This window comes from Virgibacillus sp. SK37 (assembly GCF_000725285.1).
In the GTDB taxonomy this organism is placed as follows: Bacteria; Bacillota; Bacilli; order Bacillales; family Amphibacillaceae; genus Virgibacillus_Q.
In genome coordinates, this window is sequence record NZ_CP007161.1 from 1,243,287 (window position 1) to 1,259,557 (window position 16,271).

A 16,271-nucleotide genomic window follows, 5' to 3' on the forward strand; every position below is an offset into this window, starting at 1 on the left:
TGTGCCTGAATTGGGCCATTTTATTGAAGAAGGGGGTAAATTAATGACAAAACAAATAAAGCGTTTTGAAAATAAGGTGGCACTAGTAACAGGTGGGCGTTCTGGGATTGGACGAGCCATCGCCCGCAGGTTGCATGACGAAGGAGCGACTGTAATTACCGCACAGCGCGGCAAGGATGAAGAGTTTGACTGGATTGAGGCAGATTTCTCGGATCCAGATTCACCAGAGCGAATCGTTAAAGAAGTCATCGCTCGAACAGGCCAACTCGATGTAGTGATCAACAATGCCGGCATGATGCAGGAGTTATCGATTGAAGAGATGAGCGTTGAGGATTGGCAGCGTAATCTCAGCGTTAATCTGACAGCTCCTTTCCTGATGATTCGAGCAGCGTTGCCTTACCTGCGCCAAACGAAAGGTAGTATAGTCAATACTGGATCGACAGAGGGGCTAGCTGCCAACCCACAGCATGCAGCTTATTGTGCGTCTAAAGCTGGTCTTCATGGACTGACCCGTTCAGTGGCAGTAGACCATGGTCATGAAGGCATTCGTTGCAATGCAGTGGCACCTGGTTGGATCGACACGGAATTAAACAATGATATGATTGAAAACCACTCAGATGTAGAGGCTTTCCGACGCGATATCGCACGCATTCATCCTATAGGCCGAACAGGTTTACCCGAAGAAGTAGCAGCGCTCGTGGCATTTCTTGCAGCCGATGAAGCTGGGTTTATCACAGGTCAGGTATATACTGTGGATGGCGGAAGAATGACTAAGTTGAGTCTCCCTTGAACAAGGGTTTTATATTGTCCCTGCCCATTGCTCTATAAATTTTAATTTAATGTAAACATAAAACACAATCGGGCGCAAGAATTGAATAAAGATAGACCGTTTTTAGCATTCTTTTTCCTAGTATTTCTAAGTTATAGATGGGGAAGGTGTGAACATGTTAGTTCGAAAAGCTTTAGCCTAGTTATTTACTACAATTTTATGCATTATCGTATACTCACTTACTATTCCAACGCTTGGATTTTTTACTTTCCTTAGTGTATTGCCCTATGCCACAGCAATTGGGGCTTTATTATCAATCGTTATAGAGTTGGTAACCAATAATTTGAATCGAAGAAAACTCATTTCGTTTTTATTACATTTAATAGTAGCTTACTTAGTTTACAAAGTTATGGTGGTGCCAATGTGGTCAATCTTTGTTTATGTTTTTGCTTTACCTATATCGATTATATATTGGTTTACAGATGAAACAATAAGAGTGAAAAATAAACCGAAGAAAATAGTTTCAAACTAAAATAATACCTCAGATGCGATTATGCCCTAATTGGGCCAGATTGTTTAAAAGGAATATATAAAAAATAATTTTAAGGGTGGTATTTATGGAGCTAAAAGTTATAAAGGAAATCAGGACTAATAATTTTAATGACGAAGATGTGATGAAAAAGATTACGGATATGTGGAAGGCTGCATCATCTGAACTGTCAAATCACAAAGGCAATACATATGGCTTATACCATGAATATGGGTCGGACTACAAAGGGGATTATACGTTATGTGTTGCTATTGAAGGCGACAATGAATCTTCAATAGTTATCCCAGACGACGCAAAATACGAGGTGTTCAATGTTAATACAGATGATAAGCAAGGCATCTTTAAAACATGGAATGAGATATGGAAAAAGGAAGAAGAAGGACAGTTAAAAAGAGCCTATACCTATGATATTGAAAAATATTATCCAGAAGGTAGTATCGATATTTATATTGCTGTTAAGGAGAAATAGTTTATTCCCCAATCGGGCGCGGTTGTGGAAAAGCATTGTGCCAGAATTAGGTCATTTTTTTAAAATTGAATAAAATCTTATAAGACTACATTCTTCATAGGATGTAGTTTTTTTACGTTTAAAATGTAAAGAAATGTTTACAAAAGGTGAAAATACGTTATAATATAAGTAAAGATTTCTTTACAAAAAAGGCGGTGAATACTGTGCCTGTCAAAAATAATATTAAACAGATAAGAAAAGAACGAGGTATTAAACAATTAAAGATGGCGGAGGATTTACAGGTAACACGGCAAACCTTTACAGCAATCGAAAATAATAAATATAACCCAAGTCTGGAGCTTGCTCTTAAAATTGTGAAATACTTTGATGTTCCATTGCAAGATGTATTTATATTAGAAGAGGAGGAGAAAAAATGAAGAAGGAATTACAAAAGTGGAATTTGGCTTTTATGGCTGTTTGCATAATGTTTGGTGCAATAATTGGATTAATAATTATTTATGTTATTACTGGAGAGTTTAATTTTAGTTCCTTACTTGGATTTATAACTGGTGCTACTATCTTATTCATCATTAATGTTATAAAGGTCCTTGTGAAAAATGATAATACACCCGAAACAGATGAACGAACAAGAAAAAATATGCTAAAATTCCTGTTGTATGCATCAAATATTTTTATAGGAGTGCTTTTTATAACATTAGGGATAATTACGATTTTAGGAATGGAAAGTATTTCAATCACCTATTTATGGATAATTATCATTGCTTATTTATGGTTTAGTGGAATAGGCGGATTTATTGTAAGTCGAAAATAAATTGATAGAAGATTTTCTTCATCAATCGGGCGCTGTTCTGGAATAAGAATTTGCGATCGTATTGTAAAATTGGATCAGATTACTGTATAAAGGTTATTAGTACGCTTTGCTGAAAAGTTTTTGAAAATTTATTTATTAACTATTCTAAAACACATTGAATTGTAGTAAAATATCTTTAAACTGAAAGGCGATGAAGAGAAGAGTATATGTACTTAAGCATACAGAGAACTCCGGTAGCTGGGATGGGGGATGTAGGAGTGCATGGAAACAAGTCTTGGAGCTGCACATAGGATATTGCTTTTCTGAGATTGATGATGTGTCGGGGTCTCCCGTTATAGAGATAGAGTATATTCTATACAGAAGTACTCGAAAAGGTTTTTGTGGCAACACAAGAACAAACTGGGGTGGCACCACGAACTTCTAAATTCTAGGAGTCTCGTCCTCAAGTCTAACGACCTGGGGGTGGGATTCCTTTTTGATGTCTGCACAAATTGAATTTAGGAGTGAATATGGTGCCGAAATTAATTAATTGGAAAAATCCCTTATTACTTTTATTAGGTATAGGCGTGTCAAATTTAGGTGCTTGGATTTATTTAATTGCGCTTAACTTGATTGTTTTGGATATGACAGAATCACCATTAGCTGTATCAGTTCTTTATATCCTTATACCAGTTGCCACTTTATGTACTAATTTTTGGTCAGGGAGTTTTATTGACAGGTTAAATAAAAGAAATTTAATGATTTTCTTAGACCTGATCAGAGCATTATCCATATTTTTGCTCCCATTTTTGGATTCATTGATGTTAATTTATATATGGGTTTTTGTCATCAATATTGCTAGCTCAATTTTTGAGCCCACAGCTATGGTTTATATGACAAAACTTATACCTAAGACGGATCGACAAAGATTTAACGCGTTTAGAAATTTTATTAATTCAAGTGGATTCATTCTAGGTCCATCGGTTGCAGGTTTTTTGTTTATGGTAGGTTCTCCCTATTTCGCTATTCAGCTGAATGCTTTCGCCTTATGTATATCAGCCATAATAATCTTTTTACTTCCTAATTTGGAGTTAAGAGGGGAAACTGTTATAACTGAAAAAGTGAGTATTAGAGTAATCAGAAATGATTGGAGAGAAATTCTTAGCTTTGGCAAATTAAACATGCATATTACATTAGTTTATATTCTCTTTAGTGGGATTACAGTATTCATGACTGCATTGGATTCTTTAGAAGTTGCATTTGCAACAAAAGTTCTTTCGTTATCTGAAAGTGCTTATGGATTTCTTGTAAGTATTGCAGGAATAGGGATTATATTTGGTTCATTAACAAATGTTTTATTCGCTAGTCGTTTAAAGACTAACATCCTTATCGGTTTTGGTGCGATTTTTACACCGGTTGGTTATTTGATCTTTGCATTCTCACAAAGTTTTCTTTGGGCATCTTTTGGGTTTTTTACGTTAACATTTGCCTTGTCATTTGGAAACATTGGCTTTTTAACATTTTATCAAAACAATGTACCAGTAAATATCATGGGGAGATTTTCAAGTGTCCTCGGCATATTGGAGGCAGTATTTATAATATTATTTACGGCTTTAATTGGTATTTTTGCTGAGTTATATGATATTCGGTTCATATATATTATAGGATCCTTTGCCTTTTTAGTCTTGGGATTTATTATGAATGCAGTGGTTTTGGATAAAACGAAAAAAGACTATTACTATCAAGAAAATAATTTGGAAAAAGAATCTGAACCCATTTGACGTATTCAGTTCTTTCATAAAAAGGTTCTTCCGCAAAAGGGCGCATATCAGGAACACTTAAGGAGCGATATAATTGAAGGGTTTTAAAGAAACGGTAGATGACTATACTTTTCGCGGATACGAATTTGGTGATAATAGTCTTCCTTCACTTGTTTGTCTTCATGGATTGACAGTTGATTCTAAGAGTTTTTTTGGTCTTATTGAATATTTAATAGATGACTTCCACCTCATTCTCTTAGATAATCCAGGTCACGGAGAAACTCAATTACTTAATCTAGAACAGGATTATAGATTTTCTTCTTTAGCAAAGCGTATTTATAAAGTTTTACAGAAGATTACTAATGAACTTTTTTATATATTGGGACATTCATGGGGTGCCGACCTTGCTCTAAATTTTACAAAAATATTTCCAAACAAGATAAAGGGTGTCATTCTAGTGGACGGGGGATATGTGTTTCCTGAACAAGTTGATGGGATGACCGAAGAGATGGCCTTAGCAGGTTGGCGGGAATATATTAAGTCAAGTAAATATTGTTCATGGGATGAAGTAGTAAAAAAGTACCAAAATTACACAACGAAGCAATGGGATACATGGCTTGATTCGTTAATAACCTCTAACTTTAAAAAGGTTAAAGATAACTATGTATTAAAGGCTAATGAATTTAGTGTTTTAGCAGCTATTAAAGCGTTTTATATAGAACCTTGTTCAACTACTTATGATAGTATTAAATGCCCTGTCCTATTGTTTCACGCAACAATCCCAAAGACAGATTCTTCTAGAAATAAAGGAATACAAAGAATTAAAAAAGATATCAATGAAATAAAGGTAATAGGTATTGATAACACCAAGCATAACATTCACTGGGACTGCCCTGATATTGTTGCTAATGAAATTTTGCTATGGAAACGGGAACATAATCAATAAGTTTCTTAACAATACCAATATCTTTCAACAAAAGGGCGCTATTCTTTAGTAATGCTGATTAAGGTTTGGTCAAAGTTAGGAGTAGTTAATTATGAAAGCAAATTTTGCTGCTATAAATAAAAGAAAGGGGCTTATTGAGAAGGAGTGGTGTAAGACATACTTCGAAATACATACATCTGACTCTCAGGTAAATGATTCAACACCCATTATACTTCTAGCAGGAGGTCCAGGGCTTTCTTTTACTACTTTAACACCACTTTTACGGTTAGCTCGAACACGAACCGTTGTTGTTTACGATCAACTAGGTAGTGGGAAATCAACAAGGTCAGACCAGCTCAGCTCATTAAGTATTAGTGATTTTATAGAACAATTTAACGATGTTATAACAGAATTAGGAATTAAAAATTTCCACATACTTGGTCATTCTTGGGGAGCTATTTTAGCAGTTAATGTTGCGCTACAGTTTCCCAAGAATGTGCAAAGTTTAATATTACATAGTGGTATAGCAGATTGGAAGGATTGCCTTAAACATAGAAAAAAATTTGAATCAGATTTTTTCCCAAAGAATTTAAAAGAAACTATTTATAAATTAAAACAAAATGAAAAGATTTCTTCTGAAGAAATAGAATCTGCTAATATATTATTTAACCAATTATTTTATTGTAGGACTACATATCCAATATATTTAGATAAAGCATTAGAAGATAAAGATTCAGGAACAAACCAGTTAATTTGGAACACAGATAAAAATGAAGAAATGGCGAATTATAATATTTGTCCAAGATTAAAGGAAATCAAGTGTCCAACATTAATTATCAGTGGAAAATATGATGGAATCTCTGTTGGACAAGGAGAATTATTTAATTCTTTGATACAAAACAGTAAGCACATAGTTTTCAACAATTCGTCCCATTATGCACATATTGAAGAAGAACAAGAATTCATAAGACAAGTTTCAAATTTCTTGAATACTAGTAGTTGATTGATGTTCCGCAAAAGGGCGCTAATCAGGAATAAGACTAGCGCCCAACTTGCCATTGTCGGGCCAGATTGTGGCGTGATTCGCACTCCAAATGTAAAAACCTTTTGACACAGACGAAACTTTCCTTTAAGGTTAAATGGAAAGAACTTTTGACATTATTAAGAGGTGATTACTTTGGATTTAATTAGAGCAGTCGTGCCACTTTTAGTGGGCTTAATTATTTTCTTTATTATCGGTTGGGTTACTGGTACAGATGAATATGGTGGGGTAAAAACAAAGGATGATGAGCGTTCACAATTGATTAAACAAAAAGCGATTGTAAGCAGTTGGTTATTACTCCTTATGTTTTTCGTTATTAACTTTGTCTTTGATTTATTTAAACTAAATGATGAGCGGTTAGCATTGATTCCGTTTGTCTATCCAGAATTACTTTATTTGTTGATTGCGGTTATTAGCTATTTTGTATATTACTGGATTTATAGCCGTCGGATGAGCAGCAATGAGAAATAAAATTTTAGAACTTCGCAAGCATAAAGGGTTGACACAAGATCAACTGGCAAAGAAATGCAATGTATCAAGGCAAACAATTAATGCTATTGAAAATGACCGATATGACCCTACTCTACAACTGGCATTTAAAATAGCGAGAGTACTCAATACCACAGTTGATGACGTTTTCAATCCATAGCTTGTTTCTTCCAGAATAGGGCGCGAAAACGGAATAAGCCTTGCGCTTATTGTTGATTCACCGGGCCAAATTGTATTAGAAGGTTAGTGGTTTAAAGGGGGTATTTAATTTGAATTACGGGAAATGGTCTGCGATTCTGGGCGTTATTTGTGCGTTAACCATTCTTGCTTCTTATGCAATTGCTCCAAAACAACCCGAAGGTATGATGGTTGTTCTTATACAGGTACTATTTTTTACCTCTATTATCACGGGTTTACTTGGTTTGATTTTCAGTTTTCTGGGTTTTAGAAATAAAGAAAAGGGATTTTTGAAGATGGTGGCTCCAATAATGGTGCTTTTGGTTCTATTGGTGTTCGCTTTTTCATTTAGTGCTATGATAATTAGTTTTTTATAAAATGAATATTTAATTACCGCAAACGGGCGCAGTTGTTGAGGAAGCTCTGTGCGTGAGTTGGGCCATTATGTTTAACAGCTAATTTTATTTATTGCAGCAGGGGAGTGATTTAATTGCCAACTTGTAAAAAATGCCATCGTAAGTGGAGTTGGTGGAAAACTTTGAAAAAGACCTTTTCTTTTCGCATTGGAATAGCTTGTCCATTTTGTAATGAAAAGCAATACTTTTCAGCCCGTTATAGGTTGAGGGGTACTATTATTCCTTTTTTTATTAGTCCTCTAATTATGTTTACTGGGATATATTTTGGCTACTCTTACATTACCTTGCTCATCGCATTAAGTATTTTGCTGGTCTTTTTTGTTGTCAATCCGTTTTTTGTAGAGTTATCCGATAAAGAAGAACCATTATTTTAGTGATTTGTTCTATAAATGGGCGCGATTCTCAAACAAGCATTGGCGCCCAATGTTGAAGAAAAGGACCAGATTGTTAGATACGTTAAGGTGGTGAAATGATGAGTAAAGATGAAGGTATTTTTGACAAATTTATCAGAGATGAAATGATGGATATCGAAACATTTCATCTCATTTATGATTTTGTTGCATTGGATAACTTCCGTCAAGGTGAGTATGAAGGCAATATGTTTGTTGTTAGAAAGATAAATGCAAATCATATACAGTTAGAAGATGAAGTAGCAACAGAAAACACCTCCATTCCAGCGGTATATACATATGCTAAAAAGAAGTTTTTATCGCTTTTACAATCACATAAGCCAAGTTTGTAAAGTATGCCAGAATAGGGCGCAGTTACCGAATAATAATATCCCTTCTGAATCAAGTTAGAATATTAAGGTAAGGTGAGTCATTATGAACATAAGAAATATTGATAGGGCTTTATTTACAGGTTTGTTTGTAGGCATAATCATTTTTATTAAAGAAATCCTTTTTTCGGGTATAAATGCTTTCATATCAATCCTTATTGGTGCAATAGCTGCATTAATCGGTTACTTGATTGGGGATAAGATACTCCCTAGAAAAAGTGATAATAATTAACGCAAAATAAATATTATGGAATCGGGCGCTATTCACTAATAAAGAAATGGCGTCAATGTCGCATATAAGGGCCAATTAATTGAAAAGCACTTGGGGGAATTAGTGTGAATTTAAAGCGGTTTTTGTCAGCTATTTTAACAGGATATCTCTTAATGGCTTTGATAGTGTATCTCTTTTTTGATTACTTTTCTTTAGGGCTCACTGTTGGTTTTATCTTTGGAGTTATTTTATTAGCACTTATCACAACAGTACTAAGAAAACGTATTAAATAAAGCCACAATCGGGCGCAATTCTCTAACAAGGATTAGCGCCCAATGTTGAAGAATCGGAGCCTTTTGTTGGAAAAGGGGGAAGGTAAATTGAACAGACAGACTTTTAACATAATAGGATGGATTTTACTTTTAGTAATGGGAGTATCCTGGATTGTGTTTGGTTATTCGAGCTGGTATCTGTTGTTACTCCCATTATCTTATATCAGTTTTTCAATCAGTGATGGTAGCATAAAAAAATTAGGGAAACTGTCTATATCACAAGCTACTTTAATCTTGTTTGCGTTAGCGGTATCGGTGGGTATTGTGTTTGGTCTAATTCAATTAGCAAATTACGTCATTAACGAAAAATTACATCTTACAGGAGTAATCAAAACAGTCAGCCAGATAATTGCTATTATTATCTCGTTATACCCTGTTAAGTTTACGTTTGGCAGCATTGTTTATAAGATATACGGTGATTCAAATGCTAATAAAACGTAAGTATTGTTATACAATATTGTGCCAGAATAGGGCGCACATCTGTAATAAGGGATAGCGCCGCATTTGCCATTGTAGAACCATTTAACGGAAGAAAGGATGAGGTTTAAGTATGGAAGTTATTATAATATTTATAGCAGGATTCATTGTGTTTATTATAGCTATATTTTCGGTTATTAGGATGGCAACAACCAGAGTTACAGCGCCAACAGAGGATTTAAAAGAAGAAGTCACAAATCTTAAAGACAGAATTGACGAACTTGAAAATAATAAGAAAAATAACACCTGATATTTTCTTCTGGAATAGGACGCTTTTCTGGCACAAGGGATAGCGTCCATTCCTTAAGACAAGGGCTAGTTTAGTTCAATAAGGTACAATTACTAGGCCTATCATTCGATTGAATATGCGGAAGGGAAAGTTAGAAATGATACTTTTAAATGGAGTAAGCGGATTTAATGGACCTGATCAAGTAACCGATGGAGATTACTTCAAAAAAATATGTTACTCGTTAATTCACACACTAAATGGGAATGTATTATCTTTTAGCGAACCAAAAGTTGCTCGACATTATTATGAAGTGAAAGTGAATGTTCTTGAGGAGAATTTGTCTATCCTACTCAATAATGTATATCCATTTATCGCTTTTGCTTCATCAGTTGACTATGGCTATATTGAGTTTGTTGATAACGAGCTGTTGTTAAATGGATTTAGTCCTTACTATCGCGTTCTATGTTCAAATGAGTTAAATGAACCACTAGTGATAAAGGAGAGTAAGGGAAGAATTACTGTAGAAAACGAGAATGAACTTAATGATGCTGAAGTATATAACATTAAATATTGGAAATCTAAAACCGTAGGAGATATTGTCTTCAACTATTGGGATTGAATACAAATTAAAGTTTGTAAAGTAATGCACTTAAACAATCGGGCGCTAATCTGGAATAAAGGATAGCGCCCAATTTGTCATTGTGTGGCCAAATTGTTAAACAAACTCGCAAGAGAAATAAGAAAGATAGGAATAGATTTTTAAAGTTTGGAGTTCTTTAAAATAAATTATGTTAAAATTAAGTTAAATACCAATATTTAGTGTATTCGAGATAACACGGGATATTAAGGCTCTAAATAATTGCGGTACAACTGTTTTTTCAGAAATCAAGTAACAGGGAGAGGATTACTTGGCCATTTGGTGGAGAATAGTTCGTTTGTTAATTCTTGCTGCTGGTATAGGAATAGCTTTTTACTTTTTTGATGGGTGGATGGAATATATAGGATTTATTGTATTTGCAACAATTATCACTATTTTGTTAGATAAATTTGAAGACCGCAACAAAATGATAGCTGATAAGTAAAGTTATATAATAATTGTTCATTAATTGGCGCGATTACCGCAAAGCGTTGTTCCAAAATAGAGCCATTTTGTTGAAGAATTAGTTATTAGCTTTTTGTGTTAATACACTAACTAAAACTAGCAGGAAAGGAGTGCTAAATATGGCTGTTGGTCTTATTGGATTAGCGTCTTTAGTAATATGGATTACAGTAAGCAGAGAATTAAGTAAACCATCGAAAAAGCAAAGCAAACAGAAAATAATAACTTTAATGTCCGCAGGTAGTTTATCAACGTTAATAATTACCGTTTCACTTTTTCGAGATTTGCCTTTCTTCCGCTAAAGGGTGTTTTAACCGAATAACGTATTCGTTTATTAGGCCATTAAAAAGGTTAAATCGGTCTAGAAACGGCATAAATTAGAGAGGGTTAACTATGACATTTGGTGTTCCAAGATTTTAGTAACTTTACTCGATTAGGACAGTATAGGAGGAAGTTAGGGAGGATTAAATGAAGAATAAAGCTAACTTGAAAACTATAAACTGGAGTATTTTCATATCAATAACAAAAGATGAGCAATATTTTTTAACTATACTGTATGTATATTAACTGAAAATGAAGGCGTTGAGTTGGGGATGAAACCAAACTAGTTCGAAGGGGGCGGAAGGGCCTGTATTTCCTTATAGCCGCTAAGATAAGTGAGGGGAAAGATTTGCGAAGAAAAGGTTTTATTTTAGTATTTATTTTAATACTTGTGAGTACGTGTTTATTAAAAAAGAGACCTTATAAATCGAATGTAGGTGACACGATCTTTAGACCAATTGGAGAGCAGAATAGGATATAGGTAGTGATGTCTTTTTTTATATCATTAGTGAAGAAGATTCATAGAATAAGAAAGACCGCGCATGCTGTTACTTGACGCGGCCAGTAAACATTCTTTTCAAGAGAAGGATAGGAAACATAAGACTTCAACGTATGACATGAGACACATAGGAGTGATTATTTCTGCTCATTTCTACTTCTTTAATGCCCCCTTGCCAACTCTTTTCTATTTTTCTTTTTGAATTGATTGGATACCATACCTTCTTTCCCAGACACGATACCTGCTATTAGAATCATAACAGAAATGAGAAGTAAGAATAAAATAGGCATGGTCCATCCATGGCTGATGTCATGCAAGGTACCGGCAAGCACAGGACCTACAGCAGCTAAAAGATAGCCAAATGATTGAGCCATGCCAGACAGTTCTGCAGCTTCTTTTCCATCTTTTGTTCGTATTGTAAAGAACATCATCGAGAGACTGAAACCACTTCCTCCGGCAATACCAAGCAGAATTGCCGATAAGGGTACAAGCATCACACTACCCAGCAGTAATCCGCAAAATCCAATCATAAACAATACAGCAGTTCCAACAGCTAAACCAATTTGATTCTTTAGTCTTTCAGCGATTACCGGAACAACAAAAGTAGTTGGAATTAATGCTGCTTGCAAGAGGAAGACCATCCAACCGGCAGTGCCTGGATTATAACCGATCGAGTTTAACATATCCGGCATCCAGGTGATTAACGTATAAAAGGCTAACGACTGTCCGCCCATAAACAGGGTCACACCCCAGGCGAGCGGGGAACGCCATAAATTCGTTTTTGGTTCTGTTGCTACACCAGCTTCAGGTTCACGCTTTTTCCGTAGCTGTGGGAGCCAGATGAGTAAAGATATAACTGCAAGAAATCCCCAGATACCGAGCGCTCCTTGCCACCCCATATTGCCAATAGAAGAAATTGGTACACTCAAGCCAGAGCCCAGAGCACCAAATATATTCATGAAAACAGCATATATACCTGTCATGATGCCTATTTTCAAAGGAAAACTCATTTTAATAATTGCTGGAATTAAAACATTCCCAATGGCGATAGCCAGACCAATAAAAAGTGTTCCAATAAATAAGAAAGTGATTCCTGTTATGGATCGAATGATAATACCAGTAATCAGCACGGCTAATGACAGTGCTATTGTCCATTCCATTCCTATCCGGTTCGCTATTTTCGGGGCAAAAGGCGAAAGAATTGCAAATGCAAGCAAAGGCAATGTTGTTATTAACCCTGCTACAGAGTTGCTGATGCCAAGATCGTCCCGGATAAAAGTAATAAGTGCCCCGACGGAAGTGATGGGCACCCTTAAGTTCGTCCCGACTAACAGAACTCCTATTAGTAATAACCAGCTGGCTTTCGTAGTGTTGTTGTTTGTGTATACTCCTGGTAGTTTCTCCATACTACTCCTCCATCATTGTAATTATATTTTCCTTTAATACCTCCATATCATGCTCAACATAAGAAGCGGCAGAATTTTTATCCTGCTTCTGAATGGCTTCAAAAAGTCCGAGATGAACCTCCTGTTCTAGTGGAAAGGATGGCTTCATAACCATGAAATCATGAACAAAAGAATACAGTATATCAGTCATATGTTCATATAAATCAACCAGTAACTGATTGCCGGAGGCCTGCACAATCGTTTTATGAAACTGAATATCGGAAGCAATAAACTGGTCCAAGTCTTGGTTTACAGATGCATTCTTAGAACGATCTATATATGTTTTAATCATTGCCAAATCAGCTTCTGTTCTTTGTTCAGCAGCCATCTGAGCTGCTTGTTTTTCCAAAGCTAATCGTACTTCAAGTGTTTCGAGCATGGTGGATTTTTTTATATGACGCTCCAATGCGGCGCCGAGAACACTTGTGGATCGTACAATGGTTCCACTACCTTGTTTTGTTTCCAATAAACCGGCGTGTACTAAAGCTCGAATTGCTTCCCTTAATGTATTACGGCTAACGTCAAATTCCTCCATTAGTTCCATTTCAGGCGGAAGTTTTTCTCCTACCTTCCATTCTCTTTGTTCAATTAAATGTTCCATCTGTTCTGCAACCTGTTCTACTAGTGACTTGCGATTTGTTTTACGGATCATTGTGTCCCTCCATAAAATTTGTAGGATGATTGGGATATAGGATATTGTAATCCAGTGGAACTCCTTTGTAAATGTTTTAAGCTTTTGTAACAAAAATAGATAGATAATGGCGTTGATCAGAGTTCTGGTAATAGTAAAAAGCTGTGAAACAATTATGTGATTAAAAAAATAACGTTTGAAGAGACTTGGCTTTTTACTCCAAACAGAATAGTAGGTTTTATTTGAAAATTATTAAGCTAGCAATTTAAAGCTGTTATAATGAGGCTAGTTATTTGATGGCTTTTAGATTGGGTATGGCATGAATAGAGCAACATTAATAAAAAATATTTTATACGATATGTAAAATGGCTTAAGGCAGGTGGAAACGATGGAAGAGAGGTTCCGTAAGCTCAGAAGTGTTTCATAATAAATAGCTAATGGACAAAAACATCTCCGCAAATGCCGAAAGTGTCCAATAGAGCATGGCTAATGGACAAAATCAGGTCCGCAAATGCCGAAAGTGTCCAATAGAGCATGGCTAATGGACAAAATCAGGTTCGCAAATGCCGAAAGTGTCCAATAGAGCATGGCTAATGGACAAAATCAGGTTCGCAAATGCCGAAAGTGTCCAATAGAGCGTCGCTAATGGACAAAATCAGGTTCGCAAATGCCGAAAGTGTCCAATAGAGCGTTGGCTAATGGACAAAAACATCTCCGCAAATGCCGAAAGTGTCCATGAAATATAGTTAATGGAGAAAACAGGGAGCTCAAATATGGGGTAGGGGGGAAAGTGATGGGAAAGCAGATATTCAAGGGTCGTTATACAACGGAAAACGATAACGACATGGTAGTTTTCATTATTGGCATGCGAATCAACAGAAGACTTGCCATTCATAAGTGGTTGCCGGTTTTTTTAGCAATGCCTTCTATGATAAAGGAGTTATACACTCATCAGGAGCAACTTGGATTTTTGTCTATGGAAAGTTTCTTTGGTCTAAGGACTACTGTCATGATTCAGTATTGGAATTCAACGGAAGACCTTTTAACGTATGCGAGGGGAGAGAAACATTTAAAAGCCTGGAAAGCTTTTAATCAAAAGGTAGGCAACAATAATGCGGTTGGTATTTATCACGAATCCTACCAAATAAAAAAAGGAACCTATGAATCTGTCTATGGTAACATGCCATTATACGGATTAAGCAAGGCTCTTCCACACCTCCCAATTGGCAGAGACATAAATAATGCCAGAAAAAGACTGGAATTTGATAAAAAATAAACTAAATAATTTTTTGTGGGCGATCTTCGAAAAAGAATACATTCTGATAAAATTTTACTATTCAGATATTCATCAAATATACAATGAAGGGGAGAAAAGCAAATGAAGATTAGCTTAGAAGAAATGAATGCAATTGAGTTTCAACAATATTTAAATTATGCAATTAGAAACTATGCAGATGAACATATTAAAGCAGGTGATTGGGAAGAAGAAGATGCTATCAGGAAGGCAACAAGTGAGTTTGAGAAGTTATTGCCTGAAAACGAGAAAACCGAAAACAATTATTTATTTACAATACGGAGTAATAATCAAGAAGTTGGTATGATTTGGCTTGCTCAAAGAACAAGTGATGAGGGTTTTATCTATGACATTAATATTTGGGATGGTAACCAAGGGAAAGGCTACGGGAAACAAGCAATGATAGAGCTGGAAACCGTTGCGAAAAAAATAGGATTAAAAAGTATAGGCCTGCACGTCTTTGGACACAACAAAGTAGCACGAGATTTATACAAAAAGATAGGTTATATAGAAACAAATATTAAAATGAAAAAGATATTATAGTTACGAAGGTTACTTCTATTAGAAGCATATTCTATCAGGCTATTATAGCCAATATTATAAACGTAGGTGAAAGCTTTGCAACGAAAAAGTTTTATTTTAGTATATATTCTATTACTTGTCACTTTCTGTTTCATAAAGAAATCGAATGTTGGATACACCATCTATAAGCCAATTGGAGTCAAACAGGAGTAACCACTTGTAGATGTAGATTGAGCCAAAAACAATTAGGCGAATTAATTTAAAGGCAGGTGGAAACGATGGAAGAGAGGTTCCGTATATTAATAATTGAAGATGATCAGGAAATTAGTAGATTATTATGTATGATTATTGAAAAGGCTGATATGGTTGCAGTTCCGGCATATTCCGGAACAGAAGGTTTATTACAACTACAGCAAAACCAATACGATTTAGTCCTGCTGGATTTGATGTTACCGGGACTGAGTGGAGAAGCGTTTATCATGCAGGTGAGAGAAGAGAATACCCTGCCAATTATTGTGATCTCAGCAAAAATAGGTATTGAGGATAAAGTCAACGTATTGAAAATAGGGGCAGATGATTACATAACGAAGCCATTTAATAAACAAGAAGTGATGGCAAGGGTCGAGGTGCAATTACGTAAGTCTAATGATCAATTACCGAGCCCGTCAAAAACGGAAAGAGTTTGGCGGGATCTAAGAATTCACCCAGACAAACGATCCGCCACCTTAGAAAATCAGGAGCTGCAATTAACAAATGCTGAGTTTGATATTCTATTATTTTTGGTAAGCGCTCCAGAACGTGCTTTTTCAAAAAGGCAAATCTATGAAGGTATTTGGACTGGCCCCTATCTAGGCGATGATAATACAATTAGTGTACATGTTTCTAATATACGTAAAAAAATGGCTGGAATTACCTCTGTTGCATACATAAAGACCATTTGGGGAGTAGGCTTTATGCTGATTTGAAAAATGAGAATTGCCCTGGATCGTTCGAATTTAGCCTGTCCTCCTTCGAGCGCTTTCGCTTTTCCTCATTCTTTATGATTT

At 35.6% G+C, this 16,271-nt stretch carries 24 protein-coding genes and 1 other annotated feature; of the genes, 22 read left to right on the forward strand and 2 right to left on the reverse strand.

All coding sequences use genetic code 11. The features are described 5' to 3' along the window. The first annotated feature begins 43 nt into the window (after nt 1-43). From X953_RS06390 to X953_RS06465, 19 genes are all read left to right on the forward strand, one after another. Nucleotides 44-790, forward strand: a complete 747-nt coding sequence (locus X953_RS06390) for an SDR family NAD(P)-dependent oxidoreductase (RefSeq protein WP_229731563.1) — start codon at nt 44-46, stop codon at nt 788-790. Nucleotides 791-1,386: 596 nt separating this feature from the next. Continuing rightward, a complete protein-coding gene (locus X953_RS06395; protein ID WP_040954838.1) occupies nt 1,387-1,788 on the forward strand; it encodes a GyrI-like domain-containing protein in 402 nt (133 codons plus the stop codon). Nucleotides 1,789-1,991: 203 nt separating this feature from the next. Next, nucleotides 1,992-2,204: a helix-turn-helix transcriptional regulator gene (locus tag X953_RS06400; RefSeq protein ID WP_040954805.1), complete on the forward strand. Its 213-nt coding sequence runs from the start codon at nt 1,992-1,994 to the stop codon at nt 2,202-2,204. Beyond that, nucleotides 2,201-2,599, forward strand: coding sequence for a hypothetical protein (locus tag X953_RS06405; protein ID WP_040954839.1), 399 nt, complete (start codon nt 2,201-2,203; stop codon nt 2,597-2,599). The genes X953_RS06400 and X953_RS06405 overlap by 4 nt, the downstream gene beginning before the upstream one ends. A gap of 181 nt (nt 2,600-2,780) precedes the next feature. Further along, nucleotides 2,781-3,046, forward strand: a binding site (T-box leader). A 62-nt stretch (nt 3,047-3,108) separates the two neighbouring features. After that, nucleotides 3,109-4,359 (forward strand): MFS transporter, encoded by a 1,251-nt coding sequence (locus X953_RS06410; RefSeq protein ID WP_040954840.1) that lies wholly within the window; start codon nt 3,109-3,111, stop codon nt 4,357-4,359. Nucleotides 4,360-4,432: 73 nt separating this feature from the next. Beyond that, nucleotides 4,433-5,284: an alpha/beta fold hydrolase gene (locus X953_RS06415; protein ID WP_052350068.1), complete on the forward strand. Its 852-nt coding sequence runs from the start codon at nt 4,433-4,435 to the stop codon at nt 5,282-5,284. Between the two features lie 91 nt (nt 5,285-5,375). Beyond that, nucleotides 5,376-6,266 carry an alpha/beta fold hydrolase gene (locus tag X953_RS06420; RefSeq protein WP_040954841.1) on the forward strand — a complete coding sequence of 297 codons (891 nt, stop codon included), beginning with the start codon at nt 5,376-5,378 and terminating at the stop codon, nt 6,264-6,266. 174 nt (nt 6,267-6,440) lie between these two features. After that, a complete protein-coding gene (locus tag X953_RS06425; protein ID WP_040954842.1) occupies nt 6,441-6,776 on the forward strand; it encodes a hypothetical protein in 336 nt (111 codons plus the stop codon). Then, the gene (locus tag X953_RS06430) at nt 6,766-6,954 is read left to right on the forward strand and encodes a helix-turn-helix transcriptional regulator (RefSeq protein WP_040954843.1); all 189 of its coding nucleotides are present in this window, start codon (nt 6,766-6,768) and stop codon (nt 6,952-6,954) included. The genes X953_RS06425 and X953_RS06430 overlap by 11 nt, the downstream gene beginning before the upstream one ends. A 109-nt stretch (nt 6,955-7,063) precedes the next feature. Next, nucleotides 7,064-7,348, forward strand: a complete 285-nt coding sequence (locus tag X953_RS06435) for a hypothetical protein (RefSeq protein ID WP_040037083.1) — start codon at nt 7,064-7,066, stop codon at nt 7,346-7,348. 113 nt (nt 7,349-7,461) lie between these two features. Continuing rightward, nucleotides 7,462-7,761 carry a TIGR04104 family putative zinc finger protein gene (locus X953_RS06440; RefSeq protein ID WP_040954844.1) on the forward strand — a complete coding sequence of 100 codons (300 nt, stop codon included), beginning with the start codon at nt 7,462-7,464 and terminating at the stop codon, nt 7,759-7,761. 95 nt (nt 7,762-7,856) lie between these two features. Then, on the forward strand, nt 7,857-8,129 hold the full coding sequence (locus tag X953_RS06445) for a hypothetical protein (protein WP_156958459.1): 273 nt from the start codon (nt 7,857-7,859) through the stop codon (nt 8,127-8,129). Nucleotides 8,130-8,211: 82 nt separating this feature from the next. After that, nucleotides 8,212-8,397 carry a hypothetical protein gene (locus X953_RS06450; protein ID WP_019375753.1) on the forward strand — a complete coding sequence of 62 codons (186 nt, stop codon included), beginning with the start codon at nt 8,212-8,214 and terminating at the stop codon, nt 8,395-8,397. A 104-nt stretch (nt 8,398-8,501) separates the two neighbouring features. Beyond that, the gene (locus X953_RS19770; protein ID WP_156958460.1) at nt 8,502-8,669 is read left to right on the forward strand and encodes a hypothetical protein; all 168 of its coding nucleotides are present in this window, start codon (nt 8,502-8,504) and stop codon (nt 8,667-8,669) included. A gap of 42 nt (nt 8,670-8,711) precedes the next feature. Next, complete coding sequence (locus X953_RS06455; RefSeq protein WP_232217784.1) at nt 8,712-9,149, forward strand: disulfide bond formation protein DsbD; 438 nt, start codon at nt 8,712-8,714, stop codon at nt 9,147-9,149. 109 nt (nt 9,150-9,258) lie between these two features. Further along, on the forward strand, nt 9,259-9,435 hold the full coding sequence (locus X953_RS19775) for a hypothetical protein (RefSeq protein ID WP_019375771.1): 177 nt from the start codon (nt 9,259-9,261) through the stop codon (nt 9,433-9,435). 136 nt (nt 9,436-9,571) lie between these two features. Then, complete coding sequence (locus X953_RS06460; RefSeq protein WP_040954846.1) at nt 9,572-10,033, forward strand: hypothetical protein; 462 nt, start codon at nt 9,572-9,574, stop codon at nt 10,031-10,033. Between the two features lie 289 nt (nt 10,034-10,322). Next, nucleotides 10,323-10,496, forward strand: coding sequence for a hypothetical protein (locus tag X953_RS20035; RefSeq protein ID WP_198023323.1), 174 nt, complete (start codon nt 10,323-10,325; stop codon nt 10,494-10,496). 139 nt (nt 10,497-10,635) lie between these two features. Further along, entirely contained in the window at nt 10,636-10,815 is a 180-nt protein-coding gene (locus tag X953_RS06465; protein WP_019377262.1) for a hypothetical protein, read from the forward strand. A 679-nt stretch (nt 10,816-11,494) separates the two neighbouring features. On the opposite strand, the gene X953_RS06470 is transcribed toward X953_RS06465, so the two are convergent. After that, entirely contained in the window at nt 11,495-12,739 is a 1,245-nt protein-coding gene (locus X953_RS06470; protein ID WP_040954847.1) for an MFS transporter, read from the reverse strand. Nucleotide 12,740: 1 nt separating this feature from the next. After that, nucleotides 12,741-13,430, reverse strand: coding sequence for a FadR/GntR family transcriptional regulator (locus tag X953_RS06475; protein ID WP_040954848.1), 690 nt, complete (start codon nt 13,428-13,430; stop codon nt 12,741-12,743). 772 nt (nt 13,431-14,202) lie between these two features. Between X953_RS06475 and X953_RS06480 the strand changes: the two genes are divergently transcribed. The 3 genes from X953_RS06480 to X953_RS06490 all read left to right on the forward strand — a co-directional run bounded on the left by X953_RS06480 (nt 14,203) and on the right by X953_RS06490 (nt 16,190). Next, a complete protein-coding gene (locus X953_RS06480) occupies nt 14,203-14,685 on the forward strand; it encodes a DUF4188 domain-containing protein (protein ID WP_040954849.1) in 483 nt (160 codons plus the stop codon). A gap of 102 nt (nt 14,686-14,787) precedes the next feature. Then, complete coding sequence (locus X953_RS06485) at nt 14,788-15,246, forward strand: N-acetyltransferase (protein ID WP_040954850.1); 459 nt, start codon at nt 14,788-14,790, stop codon at nt 15,244-15,246. Nucleotides 15,247-15,503: 257 nt separating this feature from the next. Beyond that, the gene (locus tag X953_RS06490; protein WP_040954851.1) at nt 15,504-16,190 is read left to right on the forward strand and encodes a response regulator transcription factor; all 687 of its coding nucleotides are present in this window, start codon (nt 15,504-15,506) and stop codon (nt 16,188-16,190) included. The last annotated feature ends 81 nt before the right edge of the window (nt 16,191-16,271 follow it).